Raw genomic sequence first — 14073 nt, forward strand, 5'->3', positions numbered from 1 at the left:
ATTGTTGATGGTTCCTTAAAAGGCGTGGTGGTTACCAGGTGGCTACTAAATTTTTTTAATGGTTTTTAATTGTTTAGGAAAACTCAAATAGATTTAGTTGTTTATCGGTTTATAATGTCAAAATAAAGTGTTAAACCATTTGTCTAGTAACCACCTAACCCTGTTTAGTAACCACCTAACTAGCAAGTGGCTACTAAAAGTAACCACCCTTTTATAAATTTTTATTTATAATTATACGTGATTTAATACTTTTATTTTTCTTTTGTTTCATTAAAAAAGAAGCTAGATTAAAAATCTAACTTCTTTATTGTTTTTTTTATTCTGTTGGTCTACTATCATCTTCATAGTATGATTTTCTATAAATACCAAGGTATCTACCTGTAGCTTTTTTATTATTAACAATGCTATATCTTAAAGGGTCATCTCCTTTATAAACATCATTCATCCAATCAATTACATTGTATTCATAAACTAAAGGTTCTGGAGTATCTGAAACATCTGATATTCTGTACTTTTTACCCCTTTCAACCATCCACTCACTATCTGGATCATTTTCAATATAACCTATAATTTTATTCTTAAATTTAGTTTTCCCGACATTGTAGTTTGACTTTATAGTAACTGAGCCGTTCTTTTCTTCATTATACCAACCTGTATAAATACCAAAAAGTAAATCGAAAGGTACTACATCCCAAGCAAGTTCATATTTTACTTCATTCCAGAACTTTAAAGTTATGTCATTTTCTTCATCATATTGGTCTGAAGTTTCTTTTGCAGATTTGGTTTCTATCACATTATAATGATCTTCTAGAAGAGTAAGGACTTTATAAAGTACATACTCTCTAACCTCTTTTCTATTGATGTAATCACTTTTAATCCAAGGTTTTGAACCTACCTTAAACCTTTTTCTAAATATTACAAAATAAAATCTTCTAGAAAGACTTGGTGAAGTGTCTCTAGTGTTTGGCAATCCGTTTATACATTGAATCATATTGCCTTGGAATACATAATTAACAGCCTTAAGGTATTTTCTATCTATTTTTATTGGATCACGACTTACAGCTGATTTAAAGTTAGACATTTTCTTATGAAATGCACTTACATCATTTTCATCTGTAATTACTGCCTTTTTACCAACCAGATCTTCAAGACCGAAGTCTTTGTTAAAGTCATCGATAGATGTAGAAGCGCAGTTGTCAGACCCGATTATACCTCTGATTAGTTGGCATATTGTACCTTTACCATTATTCCCTGTTTCATTGTAGAATAAGAATACTTTGTCGGTTTTTACATCAGACCTAACCATCATTCCTATTATTTGCCACATAGCAAGAACTTCTTCTTCAATATCGTCAAATAAGTCTGATATCCAGCTTTCAATATCCCACTTTTCGCCATGTTCCTCTATTACTACATTCTTAGCATTTGGATTGTAATCAGTATCTAATTTTCCTAAGTAAACATACCTAGGTCTAAAGTCTAGTAGTTTTTTCTTTTTGTAGTTAAATATCCCATTATTTGTAGCTATTAAATCAGGGTTTCTAGTTGTGGATACACGTTCACTAGAGTTATAAATCATATCTAACATCTCATTAAGCTCTTTGTTAGTGTAGATATTAAACTTTGTAATCAGTCTTTTTAATACGTCTATATTTTGAACATGTAGACCTCTTAAAGGCTCTGGAACTCCAAAGTTTATGGATATATCATCAGCGTAGATACAAAGAATATCATTTAATACTGGTGTAGAGCCTATACTGTCTTTATCACCATTTACCGCTACAGCTTTAAAAATAAATAACTTTGTAAGAAAATAAGCCATAGACTCTATAGGTAGCTTATCTACAGGTTTGTGTATGTTAGACTTATCTGTACCCTTATAATAAGCCTTAAGAGCAATTAAATGTGAATTTATATAGTTTAAAAGGTCCAAGTAGACTAACTTAGGGTTTACATCTTTTGATTTTAGACTTATATTCCTTTTTACAAATCGGTCTATAAAAGCTTCAATTGCAGTATTTCTACTTGCAGATACTCTTGGATCTTTTAATAATCTATCAATGTTTACTTCAGGTTTTATCGGACCTATTATATCTAGATATTTTTGAGGAAACTCTTTAAAAGAGTTGTCTTCAATAAAATTAAAAAGCTCTTCATTAGTGTAGTTACAAGCTTCAACTTGGTCTGTAATATCCCATTTAGCAAATTCTTTGCTTTCAGGATCAGCTTTTATATCTTCTTCATTCCAATTAAGAACCTTTACATTATCTACAACATCCTCAAGAGCATTAAACCACTTGTAAGCACTCGTCATTCCAGCTTTATCTTTATCTGGTATTAAATAGATTGATTTAACACCTTCTAATTGTTTTTTATGATAGTCTTTTATCTTTTCGCTTGAACTTTTAGAACATGTTGCAGTTAAACCAGCTTTAATAAGAGTGTTTGCATCCTTCTCACCTTCAACAATATATACTGGTTTACCTTCTTCAATAGCTTTTTTAATCCCAACCCTATTATAAAGAGTAGCTTTTTGTTCTTCATTAAGATGATCTAGTTTCTCCTTGTAGTATATGGATTTACCAACCTCACCTGTATCATGATCAACAACTTTACTCCTAGCCTTTGCAAACATATAATTTCCAAGCTCATCAGTATAAACATAGTCTTCTACATGAGTATATGTTTTAGTAGAAGTAGATTTAGGTTCTTTGTATTGGATTTTTTCTTTAGTTTCGTTTGTTTCTGAATTGTTGTTTTGATTAAAAGGTACGGTTCTTTCAACTTTAGAAGCAGATCTAATAATCTTTTCAACTTGAGCGTGACTCATAGGATTATTAAATAACTGATTTTCCTTTCTGAGCTCTTCAGCCATTTCTTCATTAGTTAAACCTCTGCCCTTATAGGAAGCACCTCTTCTGTACAATGAATCATCCCTGCTATGGGCTTCATCTAATTCAGGCATACCTTTTCTAGAAAATTCTGTCATATTTAATTGTATTCAAAACAGATTATAAAATAGAAAGTCTCTCGCCCAATAATTCACCTGTTAAACGCCTAAAACTCTTGACATTTAACTGTTATTGTTGTATTATATAGGTAACAACAAAACAATTTTCGAAAAAAGGTGGATCTAGGTTTAAAATCTAGGTCTATTTTTTTGTCTATTTTTAGTTTCCTTATAACTTTTCTTCATAGCGGTTCATGGTTTCCTGATAGGATATATAACGACCTATATTCAAAAACACGGGTTCACCCACTATTAGTATTTTACACACGGTCCTATCTACGCCTGTCTATCTTAATTGCTTTAAATATTAGTTTACACTATTATTTTTATCAGCTTCTACCATACAATCTAATATAAGTGACCTTATAAGATTTGTTACGGAAGTATCACGTTTTTTAGCTTCTTTTTCAACAAAATCTTTTTCACTTTTTGTAATCCTTAAGCCTAAGGTTTCAGTTTTATTTTGTAGTGCGATATTCTTTACATCCATAAAAATTTTTCCCCCAAAAAATATTATTTATAATAGCGTAAACTATTGAGACACATTTGTTTGACATGTGTTGAATATATTGTATCTCAAAATAATCAATTTGTCAAGTTATCCACAACCCTTTGTTCTGTAGTTCATAATGCTTTGAATCACATTTTTTTAATTTAAAAATTATTTCATAATTTTTCGAATAATATTTTGAAAATCAATCATTTTAAACAATATAAGGAGAATAAATTATGGACAGAAATTTTGAATACTTAAAAGATCAAGTTAAGGCTTTTTATGAAGAAATATTAGAAAAAGGTGATATATCTGATCCTTTAGATATTGAGGTTTATTCTAATTACGATAAAGAGTACCTTGGATCTAGGATATTACTATCATCTGGAGGTCCTAACATCTACTTAGATACACGTTATGGACTAATGGAGGGTTATTGGTACTCTGAAAAGTATACTTTTGAAGCAGACCAATCACTAATAACTCAAATAGATAGCTATTTAGAATACGAATGGAATAGAAAATAGACAAATAAAAATAAGACTAGGAAATCAACTCCTAGTCTTTCTTTTTTTATCCAAAATACTATACAAATCATAATCACCCTCAAACGACTTTTATATTAGACATACAATCCTATGCCTTAGAATATAAAATCGCTTAAAACGCAAAATATGAAGACGTAAATCTATCTAATATCCGTAACCATCATCTTTTTCATCTAGTTGGGCATTTAATTCAGCTCCACGTCTCATAAAGTCATTAAGCTCACTTCTAGTTGGTGGACTTTTCCTTTTTGGGCTTTTTCTATTCAAATCAGCTTTAACATGAGTCGTTTTAGGTTTTTCTTTTATAGCTTCTTCAATTAAGTCTTCTTCAGTAATTATCTCATCTTCATCAAGATTAGATAACTCTTCTATTTCACTAACCCTTTTGTTTACTAAAAACTCGTGGTAATCATCGACACCGTTGCCATCCTTGTCTTTGCTATCTTCTACCACATAAGACTCTTTAGGCTTAATCTTATCTTCAACCTTAACTTCTTCTTTAGGCTTAACCTCATCTTTAGCTTTAATTTCTTCTATAGGTCTAGGCTCTTCATTAGCTTTGACTTCATTTGAATTCTTTTTAAACCTAGAAGAAGACAAATCGTTTAACATTGCTTTCTGCCTTCGCTCAAAATCAAGTGACATATATTCCATACCACTTAAACCAGATGTTACAGCTTTAAACTCTTCATCTGTTAGCTTAAAAAGCTCATCTTTTGTGTAGTCTTTATAGGCTTTAAGTTCACGCTTCTTAGACCCTTGTTTCTTAGCTTCTTCTGCTTCAGCTCTTTTCTCAGCTCTTTTCTTTTGAGCTTCTTCACGTTTCTTTCTACCTTCTTCTTCTGCTTCAGCTCTTTTCTTTTGAACTTCTTCCATCTGCATGTTTATTTTATTTTGTTGATCAATCAATGCTTGTCTTGCTTTTAGAGCTTTTTCGTGCATTCTTAAGTTTTCTTTAAGGATGTTAGATATATTATCAGGTGTGTAGATGTTCTCACCGTTCTTATCAGTAATCTGTCTAGCCCTAACTTTCATAGACTTATCTTTAAGCTTAGGACCTTTATCTACATAGTGATACTCATAAGTCCAGTCGTAAATATCGTAGCCTGCTTCTTTACTATCCCCTACTCTTTTTCTTTTGTTTAAGCTAATATCTTTACTCTCTAGATACTCTACATATTTCTCTTCAGAGTTGATATTAACATCTTTTAAACCCTCATCAATAACACCTGCTATGTAGGCTTTAATCTCATTCCTATTGTTCTTTCTAGGGCCTTTTAACTCTCCTCTATCCTTATCTACACCACCAGGACCATAACGCTCTTCCATAGTCAAAATAGATTGATTTACGCCATGTTTTTCCATCATATTATCAAGCTTATAAGCACAATGATAAAAGTTATAAACTTCGCCACGTAAAGCTTTACCATCTTTTGCAACTGTAGGATAAAGCCTATGGAAGTGTAAAAAACCATTATCATTTTGTAGGTATCCTACACTTACTGCTCCATACTTATGGTAGTCATCCATCATCAAGTCCTGCATTATTTGTCTAGCCTTTTCTACATCTTCTTCTCTTTCAGGATTAAGCTCTTCATGAGTAAAAGATGTAATAATATGTTGACCTTCATAAACTCTTTCTTGTCCTTTTCTTTGGCGTATTCTATTTAATTTTCCCTTATCAGCAAGCAATGTTTTAAAGTTTTGATATGGGTTTGTAGTATTAACACCAACAGAAAAATAACCAACATTTCTTACATGATCTTCGTATTTAACTTCTTCTAAATAATTTAAAAGACTTTTAGTACTATATGTAGGTATTACTTTTGTAATTCCCATAGTAAACCTACCTTTTCTCCAATTTTGTCTAGATTATCTCTTATATACCTATACTCATCATAAAGCATGTGATTATTAAAATAAGATCCAGGATGTGCGTGTGCTGGTCGTAAACTTCTAATATCATATCCGACGTTATTTAATGCTAATTTAACTGTACTTAATTCATTTACTAACTTTATAATTGCTTCTTCAGATAGATCATAATTTTCTAAAAGATCAAGAATTTTCTCTTGCCTTTCTTCAAAAGTTTCTATTCTGTCTTCAAAAGATTTGTCTTCAATTCCTAATTTAAATCTGATATATTCTGACCTATTTAGTCCAGCAGAACTAGCCTCATTATCAATTTTTTCGATCTCATTATCAGTCAATCTTATACCGATTCTGTGATTCTTTTTTTCTTTTTTGTCCACGTTTATTCTCCTTTTAGATTTGATCATTGCCTACATATTATTTGAATACGTATTCAAAAACTCTTTTCTCCGAAAAAAATGTTTATCTAAAAGTTTGTTTGTAATTTCATAAACTAATTCTTAGTAAAGCTAAAAACTAATTTTGTAAAAAATAAATAATTAAAAATTTTATCATAGCCTTTGGCTCCATAAAACAATCTTAAAAATGATGTCCACTTAGGGTACATCTATATTATTTATAATTCTTATTGGAACACCAAAATTTAAAAAGCTTAAAACTTCGTTTTGTTGCTTTTAAATACTATACTAATTTAAATTGGTGTTGCAAGCTGTTAACACGTCGAACAATTTAATAAATTAAATCAATCTCGTGTTATTAGCTTGCGGGGGTTCCACCCCTCGACCCCTTTTATTTTTAGTCAGACAAAGTCTTCCAGATCATAAGCTTACGCTATAAAAATTGCTGATTTTTATAAAATTGTGCCACTAATTTAAAGATTTTCCGTGGCGTTTTCGTACCCTCATGTCCATTTAGGGTACATTTTTGGTACAGTTTTTGGACACAAACTATCCCATTTATTTTACGATGTCCACTTTGTGTACTTTGTTTGTCCATTTTATGTACCACTACCATAGCTATATCTATATCATGTCCACTTACGGTACTTTTAAAGGACACTTTATGGACACCAATATCATTTTGATAAATCCCATGTCCACTTTATGTACTTTTATTGTCCAAAAAGTGTACCACACCTATGGTGTTTTTAATGATGTCCATTTTGTGTACCAAAAATGTCCACTTTGGAGACATCAAATAAACTTATAATTTAATAGATGTCCACTTTGGGTACTTTTATTGTACAGTTTGTGGACATCAATAAATAAAGCAAAATTATCTACTCGTATATCTATTAACAATCTGGTAAATAAATACAGGCAGCAGATTAAGCTTATTTGGATAAATAAGCACAATAAAAAATCCTAGAAAATTAATTCTAGGACAATTTATAAATCTTATTTTATTTTTAATAATTGTTATTTTCTTCAACCTTATTTTTAGACTCATTTGAATCTTCTTCAATAAGTTCTTTAAGTGTTTCGTTTTCATTTTTTAAATTTTCTACAGTATCTTTTAAGCTTGAATCTTCTTTTTCATTTTCTGCTTTAGTAAAATTTTTGTTCTCGGAATGTTTACGGAACAAGAAATAATCATCAACATTATAAAGATCGTAACCTAAATGCTCTTTAATTTTTTCAATTAGTTCAATAGCTTGTTTACCCTTAGTGGTTCTTGTATTTTTCTTGGTTGTATTTGTTGCGGTCATACAATATCTCCTTATCTAAACCTAAACCATTTTTTTATAAAATATTCCTTCTTCTTCTAAATCATTTTTTATACGTTCTCTTGTTTCGTTCTCATAAAAACTTATAGTGTTACACATTTGAGTCATATTGGAATCCAAGTCTTTATTTAATTGTTCATATAAATGAATACTATAAGAATCCTTAGCACGATAACCAGCAGCTTTTAAAATATAATTAAAATCATCACGAGTTAATGTAAGTCCATAATCTTTAAAAACTTCTTCAATCATGAGATAGTTTTTAAATTTAGTTTCATTTCTAACTTCTTCGTTTCTTAGCTTTTCTTTTAAAAGTTTTATTCTTTTTTCTACCTTAATTTTATTGTTTTTCTTGTTAAACTCTAACATGTTTGCATCAAACACAAAGTCGCTGAAGTCTGAAATGTTTTCTAGATCATAACCTGACTCTTTTTTTATTAACTTAAAAATTTCTTCTATGTTTTTAATTTTTTGAATATCAATTTTATTTGTAGCTTCCATGTTTTACTATTCCTCCCTTCTATCAAAATTTAAGAAAAATTAATTATTAATTAATTATCTTTATTATACATTTAAGCCTTGAAATATCAACATTTTATCGTTATTCCACATACTGATTAATTATTCAATAAGTAATATATAATTAAATTAAAATCTATGTAAAATTAGTTCTTAATCAACCAATAAAACCGCTCTAAATAGAGTAATTAATTTATAACGAGTATTTAATTATTTTATAAGTATATAGAAATTAAAAGCTAATTAATGTATAATTTTAAATAGACATATCACTTGAAATTTAAATAAAGGATAATAAGATGACTTACTACACAAGACCTGAAGTATCAGACAAGCTAAATACTTCCACAGTAACCATTGCAAACTACATAAAAGAGCTCCAGGAGTCTGTTCCTGAAAAAGAATACAATGAAGCTTTTAATTCTAGAAACCAACCTAATGATAAAGGAATTAAGCTTCTAGAAGATCTACAAAAAAGAAAAAATCCAAATATAAGATTGTTTGATGAGATTGAAGAAAAAGAAGAAGAAATTGCAGCAATCAGAGCTGACTATGAAATAGAAATTCAAAAAATAAGAGAAGAATATCAAAGTCAGATTGTAGAACTTAATAATGATAAAGCTAAACTCATAGATCAAAATAAAACCCTACAAGAAGATAAAGAAAAGCTTAACGATAAGTTCATGGATCTATACAAAGAAACCAACGATAAACTAACAGAACTTATCCATCAATCAAACACCATTGCAGCAACTCTAGCTACAGCAAATAAGAAAATTGAAGAGTTAGAATCTAAAGCTATAGAAACTAAAACTTATGAGTCAGCAGCCAATGAAGAAGAGCCAAAAGGCTTCTGGGCTAGGTTGTTTGGCAGGTAGTTTATTATTAAGTGAAGTATTTGGAATAATTTCTTGTGTCTTTTACATTTAAACTTGTTTATTATACTAATAAGAAGGATAGTTTTATTAGCAAAAAGATTCTAATTAATAGAAGGAGAGATAAATTTATGTCAAAAAATAAAAAATGGATCTTATTAATTACTATTATTATTGGGGTTTTTTTAATTAAAAATTACAATTTGCATCCTAGCCACGTACAAATTCCTGAATCCAAGGATATTATTAGTATAACATTTATTAATGTTAATGATGATAAAGGCGTTAAAAAAAGTACAATTGATAAAAAGTCTGATATAAATAATTTATTAGATATATTAAAAAAAGCAAAAAAGACAAATAAAAGTAGTACTTCTGATGTTCCTAATAAAGAGAGTTTTAATTTAATTATATTTAAGATGAAAGAAGGGAAAGTGATAAATTCACTATATCAAGAAAATAATCGTATTTATTTTGAACAGCCATATTATGGTATTTTCGAATTAGACTTTAAAAATATTGAGGAATTAAAAAACATAATTAATGAAAAAGGAAATAATCAAGATATATCAGTAAATATTGATGATATATTTAAAGATGATTTTTAAATAAAAAACAAAAGAGTATAAAAACTCTTTTGTTTTTTTATGTTATCTTGGAATAACCAATCCTGAGTGCTTATGATATTCATAAATACAATATCTTCCAGTATTTTTATCTCTAGTAAATCTGGAACAATACGCTTCTCTTTTAGTAGTATGACATTGGCAAGAACCGATAGATGTACATCCACTTCCCGCTTGAATTAATGCTATATGACAATCACTAGAATAAAAATTCTTTAGTGCTCTAGCCTTATCGCCAGCAGATCCTGTTCTCCAATTATAATGGACACCATCTGAACCATAACCATTAAATCTATTACAGTGAACCCAATCTCCAGGGTAGTATTTGTCTCCATATCCTTTGTGTGCAGCCATAGTATTTATATTATTTTTTTTAAGAAAATTATCTTCTTCTTCATCCATTTTTGCTAATAAATCTCCAGAAGCAGCTGTAAATACAACTTCGGCTTTATCTGAATCATTTTTTGTTTCAATATCTGATTTGTTAAAAGATTCTAAATTAATATCATCATTTTCATTGCTATATGTACTTCTATACTTTACAGAGTGAATTTCGTCATCGTTTGAAGGTTTTGTTTTAGAAATAGTCTCTGTATCTTTGTTTACTAATATAGTCCCATTAGATCTAACTTTTATAGGTTTACCATCAGCATATAATATAAGCTCACTTTCAGAGGAAGGTCTCATCTTTGTTTTAATTTTTATTTCCACATTATCTTTTGAATAATTTATTTTAGCATTTAAATTTTCTTTTAAAAACTTTATATCTTCTGATGTAAAAACCTCATTAAAAATATCTTTTTTTATAATATCCTGAGTTTCAGTATATAATTGAACCTCCAATAAATTATCTTGCTGATAAATTCCTTCATTATCTACCTCACTGCTTGCTACTACTAAAGTTGATGGTATTCCAACTAATAAAATAGCTACAATCAAAAACGAAAAAAAATTCTTCTTTCTCATAATCCCTCCTTATTTAAGTTAAAATTCAAACTAACTTCATTAATCTAGTTACCCAATAAGTAATTACGTAAACATAAGATATAGTGTATAAATCACATAATATTTAATGTTCTTATATAAATATATGACACAACATAGTGTAGCCTGTTAGTGGTATATAGTAAACATTGATAGTATAATGTTTGTAAGTGTCACAACAGGTGGCTCAACAGCTTTTTACAGGAGATAGAATTATGGCAAGATTTGGTTATATTAGAGTAAGTTCGAAGGAACAAAAAGTAGATAGACAACAAGAGCTAATGAAAGATGCTAAGATTGATAAGTTTTACATAGAAAAAGAGTCTGGTAAGAACATAGAGGATAGAAAAGCACTAAAAGAGCTTCTTAACACTATTCACTTTGGCGATGTAGTTGTGGTAGCTGAACTTGATAGGCTTTCAAGATCCTATGATGACTTGGACTTTATAATTAGTGAAATACAAAGAAAAGAATCAACTTTAGAAGTCTTAAACCTTCCTTTAACTCAAACAGATGATAAAAGTATAAATAAGCTTATGAACACAATGATCCTTGAAATCTATAAGTATATTGCAGAGTCTGAACGTAAAAGAATTAAAGAACGTCAAAGACAAGGAATAGAACTAGCGAAAGCCAAGGGTGTTTATAAAGGTGGAACAAAAAAGTTTAAAATGGATGATCCACAACTTAAGTTAGCGTTTAAGCTTATAGATGATGGTGATTCTATAAGATTTGCAGCAAAACAAACTGGAATTAACTATGAAACACTTAGAAGATATAACAAAGAACGTAAAAATGATGAAAATTATGAAAAATTAGCTTAAATTATGTGCAGGATAACGTTTTCTTTTGCGTTTTAAATATACTAGGCATATATTAGTATGCCTATATAAAAGACTAATCACCTTTATATAAGCCATTTCTAATATAAAGACTATATAGGTTATAATATAAGTGTTACTATCCCTAGACTGGTAACAGGAAGGGGGTGTGGACACCATGGTCGAGAACATCTTTAAAATACTTTATTCTTTTTTAGTTTCTGTTATGGCAGGTGTACTTAGTCACTACATCTGCAAATGGTTAGATAGAAACGAAGATCAAGATAGTAACTAACCTAATAAAAAAGACTGGAGCGGCAACTCCAGTCTTTTTGTGTGTCCAACATGGTCGAACTTTATTCTTTTAGTCACCAACATTATACAGTCTAAAGTGGTTAAATACAAGCCTAAATAGTACTTTTTATATTTTCTTTGATATAATGAACATATAGATTGATTTAAGGAGAGTCAAATGAAGCTTAACGATGAGAACCCTAAAGGAGCTTACTATTCAAGCAATATGATTGAAAAAGGGGTGTTGTTGACAAAAGAAGAAGACGGAAGCTATTTTGTATCAGAAAAGCCAGAAGACTTTGAGATAATAAATCCTTAATATAAAAAAAGAAGACTGGATTAGTTTCCAGTCTTTTACTTTGTATCGGGGTATGCTTTTCTTATTTCTTCTTCTGTAAAGTCTGATATGTACTTATTATAGTAGTTTCCATCATTGTCTCTAAATGTTCTATTTCCTTTATAAAGTCCATCATCGTTTCTAAAACTAAATTCAAGTCTTACAACTTTTCGCTTATCTTTACCAGTTCCTTTAATCCTGTTTATCTTCAGATTAGGGAAATACTTTGGAAGCTCTTTTTCTATAGGTTTTAGTACTCTTAGATTGATATTTCCATAGTTATAAGAGTCTGGAACATCCATTAGCTTTTTAAACTCATCTAACCAGAAGGTTGCGTAACCTGTAGATCTGTATTGTTTTAAGAGTCTGTAACCGTTCTTAGAGTAAGAAGATGATAGACTAGTTACTTCATCTAGTTCTAGCTTTGTAAAAGAACCTGTAAGCTCATTAATTAGATGAGAAAACTTTTCATTAACACAAATAGTAACAGTTTGATTATCACTATCTACAGTGTATTCAGTAAAGAATACAAACTTTGTAAACTTCCTATCATCGCCTATCTTTACATCTAAGTGGATTAACTTATCATAAGTTGACTCTAAATCCTTTACAAACTCCTTTGTAGCGTTAGAGTTGTTGTACTTAGATAGGTTTTTTAACTGTTCGAAGCTAAACTCTACAGCAGTCAGTCCCTTATCCCTCATCTGACTCATTATCGAAAAGAGTAGGTCTAGTTCTACAGACTTAAAGCTTTTTAGGGGTATTTGGTTGAAATCATTTTTATATACTACTAATTCGTTATTCATAGGTTAGATTATAGCATTTTCCATTAAATATTACAATAGTTTATTTACGTAATAAATACATGTAATATAGTTGGGGAATTTGTAATAGTTACTTTTGATATTTAACTTGTTGAAATACCAATACTTAAAGCGTTGTCTAATCTTACAAACGTTGAAATGAAGCCATGGGGAATTTGTAATAGTTCGTGGGGAATATGTAATATTTGTTGGGGAATTTGTAATATTTGGGTGCTTATGATTAAGTGATTGCAAGGGCTACAGAAGCCCTAAAAAGATATTAAAAAATATATAAATAATATATGTAAATAAGCTAACAGCTGGAACACACAAAATTTAAATTGGGGAATTTGTAATATTTACTTTTATAATAAGAATCAATCGTCATAAAATGAGTTTTAATCGATTTTAATATGTAAGGTATATAAATGTATATTAAAAGTGTTTTCTCTTACACATTAAAGGAATAGTGGTGGTGTAGGGTGTTTTATTGGTAAGGCTTACAGTTAAGATTATTAAATCTATTACTGTAATAAGGGATAATAAGAATAAACTATAAGTTAGATCTAGAGAAAACAAGTAAAGCTACAAATCTAAAAGTCAATATGTATACCATCTATCAGTGTAGGAAAGTGGTCTGTAAGATGAACTCCTATAAGATAGCTCTAGAATCATACAGAAAGTAAGGAAGGACTTACAGATTGAAGTTGGTTAAGGATCGTGTTTTAAGAAGTTATTTTAAAATTGTTTTAAAATTGATTTCACCAGAAGCAAGTGTAGAAAATGAAGAGTCAGTTCCGCACCTTTTAAAATAGAAACAACGATAATAAAAAAAAGAAGGGGGTTTGCATATTATTTGAATAAATTGTAGGTTTTTCATGGGGTGGTTACTAAATCACCACTAAAATAGAAACTTTTTATATATTGCTTATTTTATATCCTATTTTGTAGGTTTTACACGAATTAAGGATATATTATTTCAAATTATTTAAATTGTTTTATAATTTTATCTAATTTAGTAACCACCTAAAAGAAGAATGGCTATTTTTCGTGTTTTCCTAAGGGTAAAATCATCGTTTGCTGGTTACTTATTGCATTTTAAAAAGTAACCACCTAAGGTTAAAAAGTAACCACCCCTAAAACAATTTGATTAAAGCTTCATTTT

At 29.5% G+C, this 14073-nt stretch carries 13 protein-coding genes; 5 read left to right on the plus strand and 8 right to left on the minus strand.

All coding sequences use genetic code 11. From position 1 onward, the window contains the following. Positions 1-316: 316 nt before the first annotated feature. Positions 317-2989, minus strand: a complete 2673-nt coding sequence (locus ACKRLN_RS08915; protein WP_416335406.1) for a phage/plasmid primase, P4 family — start codon at positions 2987-2989, stop codon at positions 317-319. Positions 2990-3317: 328 nt separating this feature from the next. Next, complete coding sequence (locus ACKRLN_RS08920) at positions 3318-3500, minus strand: plasmid mobilization protein (protein WP_416335407.1); 183 nt, start codon at positions 3498-3500, stop codon at positions 3318-3320. Positions 3501-3739: 239 nt separating this feature from the next. Between ACKRLN_RS08920 and ACKRLN_RS08925 the strand changes: the two genes are divergently transcribed. Then, positions 3740-4030, plus strand: a complete 291-nt coding sequence (locus tag ACKRLN_RS08925) for a hypothetical protein (RefSeq protein ID WP_416335408.1) — start codon at positions 3740-3742, stop codon at positions 4028-4030. A gap of 165 nt (positions 4031-4195) precedes the next feature. Here the strand turns inward: ACKRLN_RS08925 and ACKRLN_RS08930 are convergent, their stop codons facing one another. From ACKRLN_RS08930 to ACKRLN_RS08945, 4 genes are all read right to left on the minus strand, one after another. Continuing rightward, on the minus strand, positions 4196-5890 hold the full coding sequence (locus ACKRLN_RS08930) for a hypothetical protein (RefSeq protein ID WP_416335409.1): 1695 nt from the start codon (positions 5888-5890) through the stop codon (positions 4196-4198). Next, positions 5872-6303, minus strand: a complete 432-nt coding sequence (locus ACKRLN_RS08935) for a plasmid mobilization protein (RefSeq protein ID WP_416335410.1) — start codon at positions 6301-6303, stop codon at positions 5872-5874. The genes ACKRLN_RS08930 and ACKRLN_RS08935 overlap by 19 nt, the downstream gene beginning before the upstream one ends. A 1028-nt stretch (positions 6304-7331) precedes the next feature. Further along, on the minus strand, positions 7332-7631 hold the full coding sequence (locus ACKRLN_RS08940; RefSeq protein ID WP_416335398.1) for a hypothetical protein: 300 nt from the start codon (positions 7629-7631) through the stop codon (positions 7332-7334). Positions 7632-7652: 21 nt separating this feature from the next. Beyond that, positions 7653-8150 carry a hypothetical protein gene (locus ACKRLN_RS08945; protein ID WP_416335399.1) on the minus strand — a complete coding sequence of 166 codons (498 nt, stop codon included), beginning with the start codon at positions 8148-8150 and terminating at the stop codon, positions 7653-7655. A gap of 317 nt (positions 8151-8467) precedes the next feature. Between ACKRLN_RS08945 and ACKRLN_RS08950 the strand changes: the two genes are divergently transcribed. Continuing rightward, entirely contained in the window at positions 8468-9046 is a 579-nt protein-coding gene (locus ACKRLN_RS08950; protein ID WP_416335400.1) for a hypothetical protein, read from the plus strand. Positions 9047-9174: 128 nt separating this feature from the next. Further along, a complete protein-coding gene (locus ACKRLN_RS08955; RefSeq protein WP_416335401.1) occupies positions 9175-9651 on the plus strand; it encodes a DUF5301 domain-containing protein in 477 nt (158 codons plus the stop codon). Positions 9652-9693: 42 nt separating this feature from the next. On the opposite strand, the gene ACKRLN_RS08960 is transcribed toward ACKRLN_RS08955, so the two are convergent. Further along, positions 9694-10635 carry a hypothetical protein gene (locus ACKRLN_RS08960; RefSeq protein ID WP_416335402.1) on the minus strand — a complete coding sequence of 314 codons (942 nt, stop codon included), beginning with the start codon at positions 10633-10635 and terminating at the stop codon, positions 9694-9696. 233 nt (positions 10636-10868) lie between these two features. On the opposite strand from ACKRLN_RS08960, the gene ACKRLN_RS08965 reads away from it, so the two are divergent. After that, entirely contained in the window at positions 10869-11477 is a 609-nt protein-coding gene (locus ACKRLN_RS08965) for a recombinase family protein (protein ID WP_416335403.1), read from the plus strand. A 469-nt stretch (positions 11478-11946) separates the two neighbouring features. Then, positions 11947-12087, plus strand: coding sequence for a hypothetical protein (locus ACKRLN_RS08970; RefSeq protein WP_416335404.1), 141 nt, complete (start codon positions 11947-11949; stop codon positions 12085-12087). A 35-nt stretch (positions 12088-12122) separates the two neighbouring features. Here ACKRLN_RS08970 and ACKRLN_RS08975 read toward each other — a convergent pair whose 3' ends face one another. Next, positions 12123-12911 (minus strand): replication initiation protein, encoded by a 789-nt coding sequence (locus ACKRLN_RS08975; RefSeq protein WP_416335405.1) that lies wholly within the window; start codon positions 12909-12911, stop codon positions 12123-12125. Positions 12912-14073: the final 1162 nt, after the last annotated feature.

The organism is Anaerococcus sp. AH8042_DFU013_CI05 (genome assembly GCF_047936775.1).
GTDB lineage: Bacteria > Bacillota > Clostridia > Tissierellales > Peptoniphilaceae > Anaerococcus.

What these genes read in the sequence shown, in the direction of transcription:
- ACKRLN_RS08915 (WP_416335406.1), bottom strand. Translation starts at nt 2,989, where the DNA reads ATGACAGAATTTTCTAGAAAAGGTATGCCTGAATTAGATGAAGCCCAT.
- ACKRLN_RS08920 (WP_416335407.1), bottom strand. Translation starts at nt 3,500, where the DNA reads ATGGATGTAAAGAATATCGCACTACAAAATAAAACTGAAACCTTAGGC.
- ACKRLN_RS08925 (WP_416335408.1), top strand. Translation starts at nt 3,740, where the DNA reads ATGGACAGAAATTTTGAATACTTAAAAGATCAAGTTAAGGCTTTTTAT.
- ACKRLN_RS08930 (WP_416335409.1), bottom strand. Translation starts at nt 5,890, where the DNA reads ATGGGAATTACAAAAGTAATACCTACATATAGTACTAAAAGTCTTTTA.
- ACKRLN_RS08940 (WP_416335398.1), bottom strand. Translation starts at nt 7,631, where the DNA reads ATGACCGCAACAAATACAACCAAGAAAAATACAAGAACCACTAAGGGT.
- ACKRLN_RS08945 (WP_416335399.1), bottom strand. Translation starts at nt 8,150, where the DNA reads ATGGAAGCTACAAATAAAATTGATATTCAAAAAATTAAAAACATAGAA.
- ACKRLN_RS08950 (WP_416335400.1), top strand. Translation starts at nt 8,468, where the DNA reads ATGACTTACTACACAAGACCTGAAGTATCAGACAAGCTAAATACTTCC.
- ACKRLN_RS08955 (WP_416335401.1), top strand. Translation starts at nt 9,175, where the DNA reads ATGTCAAAAAATAAAAAATGGATCTTATTAATTACTATTATTATTGGG.
- ACKRLN_RS08960 (WP_416335402.1), bottom strand. Translation starts at nt 10,635, where the DNA reads ATGAGAAAGAAGAATTTTTTTTCGTTTTTGATTGTAGCTATTTTATTA.
- ACKRLN_RS08965 (WP_416335403.1), top strand. Translation starts at nt 10,869, where the DNA reads ATGGCAAGATTTGGTTATATTAGAGTAAGTTCGAAGGAACAAAAAGTA.
- ACKRLN_RS08970 (WP_416335404.1), top strand. Translation starts at nt 11,947, where the DNA reads ATGAAGCTTAACGATGAGAACCCTAAAGGAGCTTACTATTCAAGCAAT.
- ACKRLN_RS08975 (WP_416335405.1), bottom strand. Translation starts at nt 12,911, where the DNA reads ATGAATAACGAATTAGTAGTATATAAAAATGATTTCAACCAAATACCC.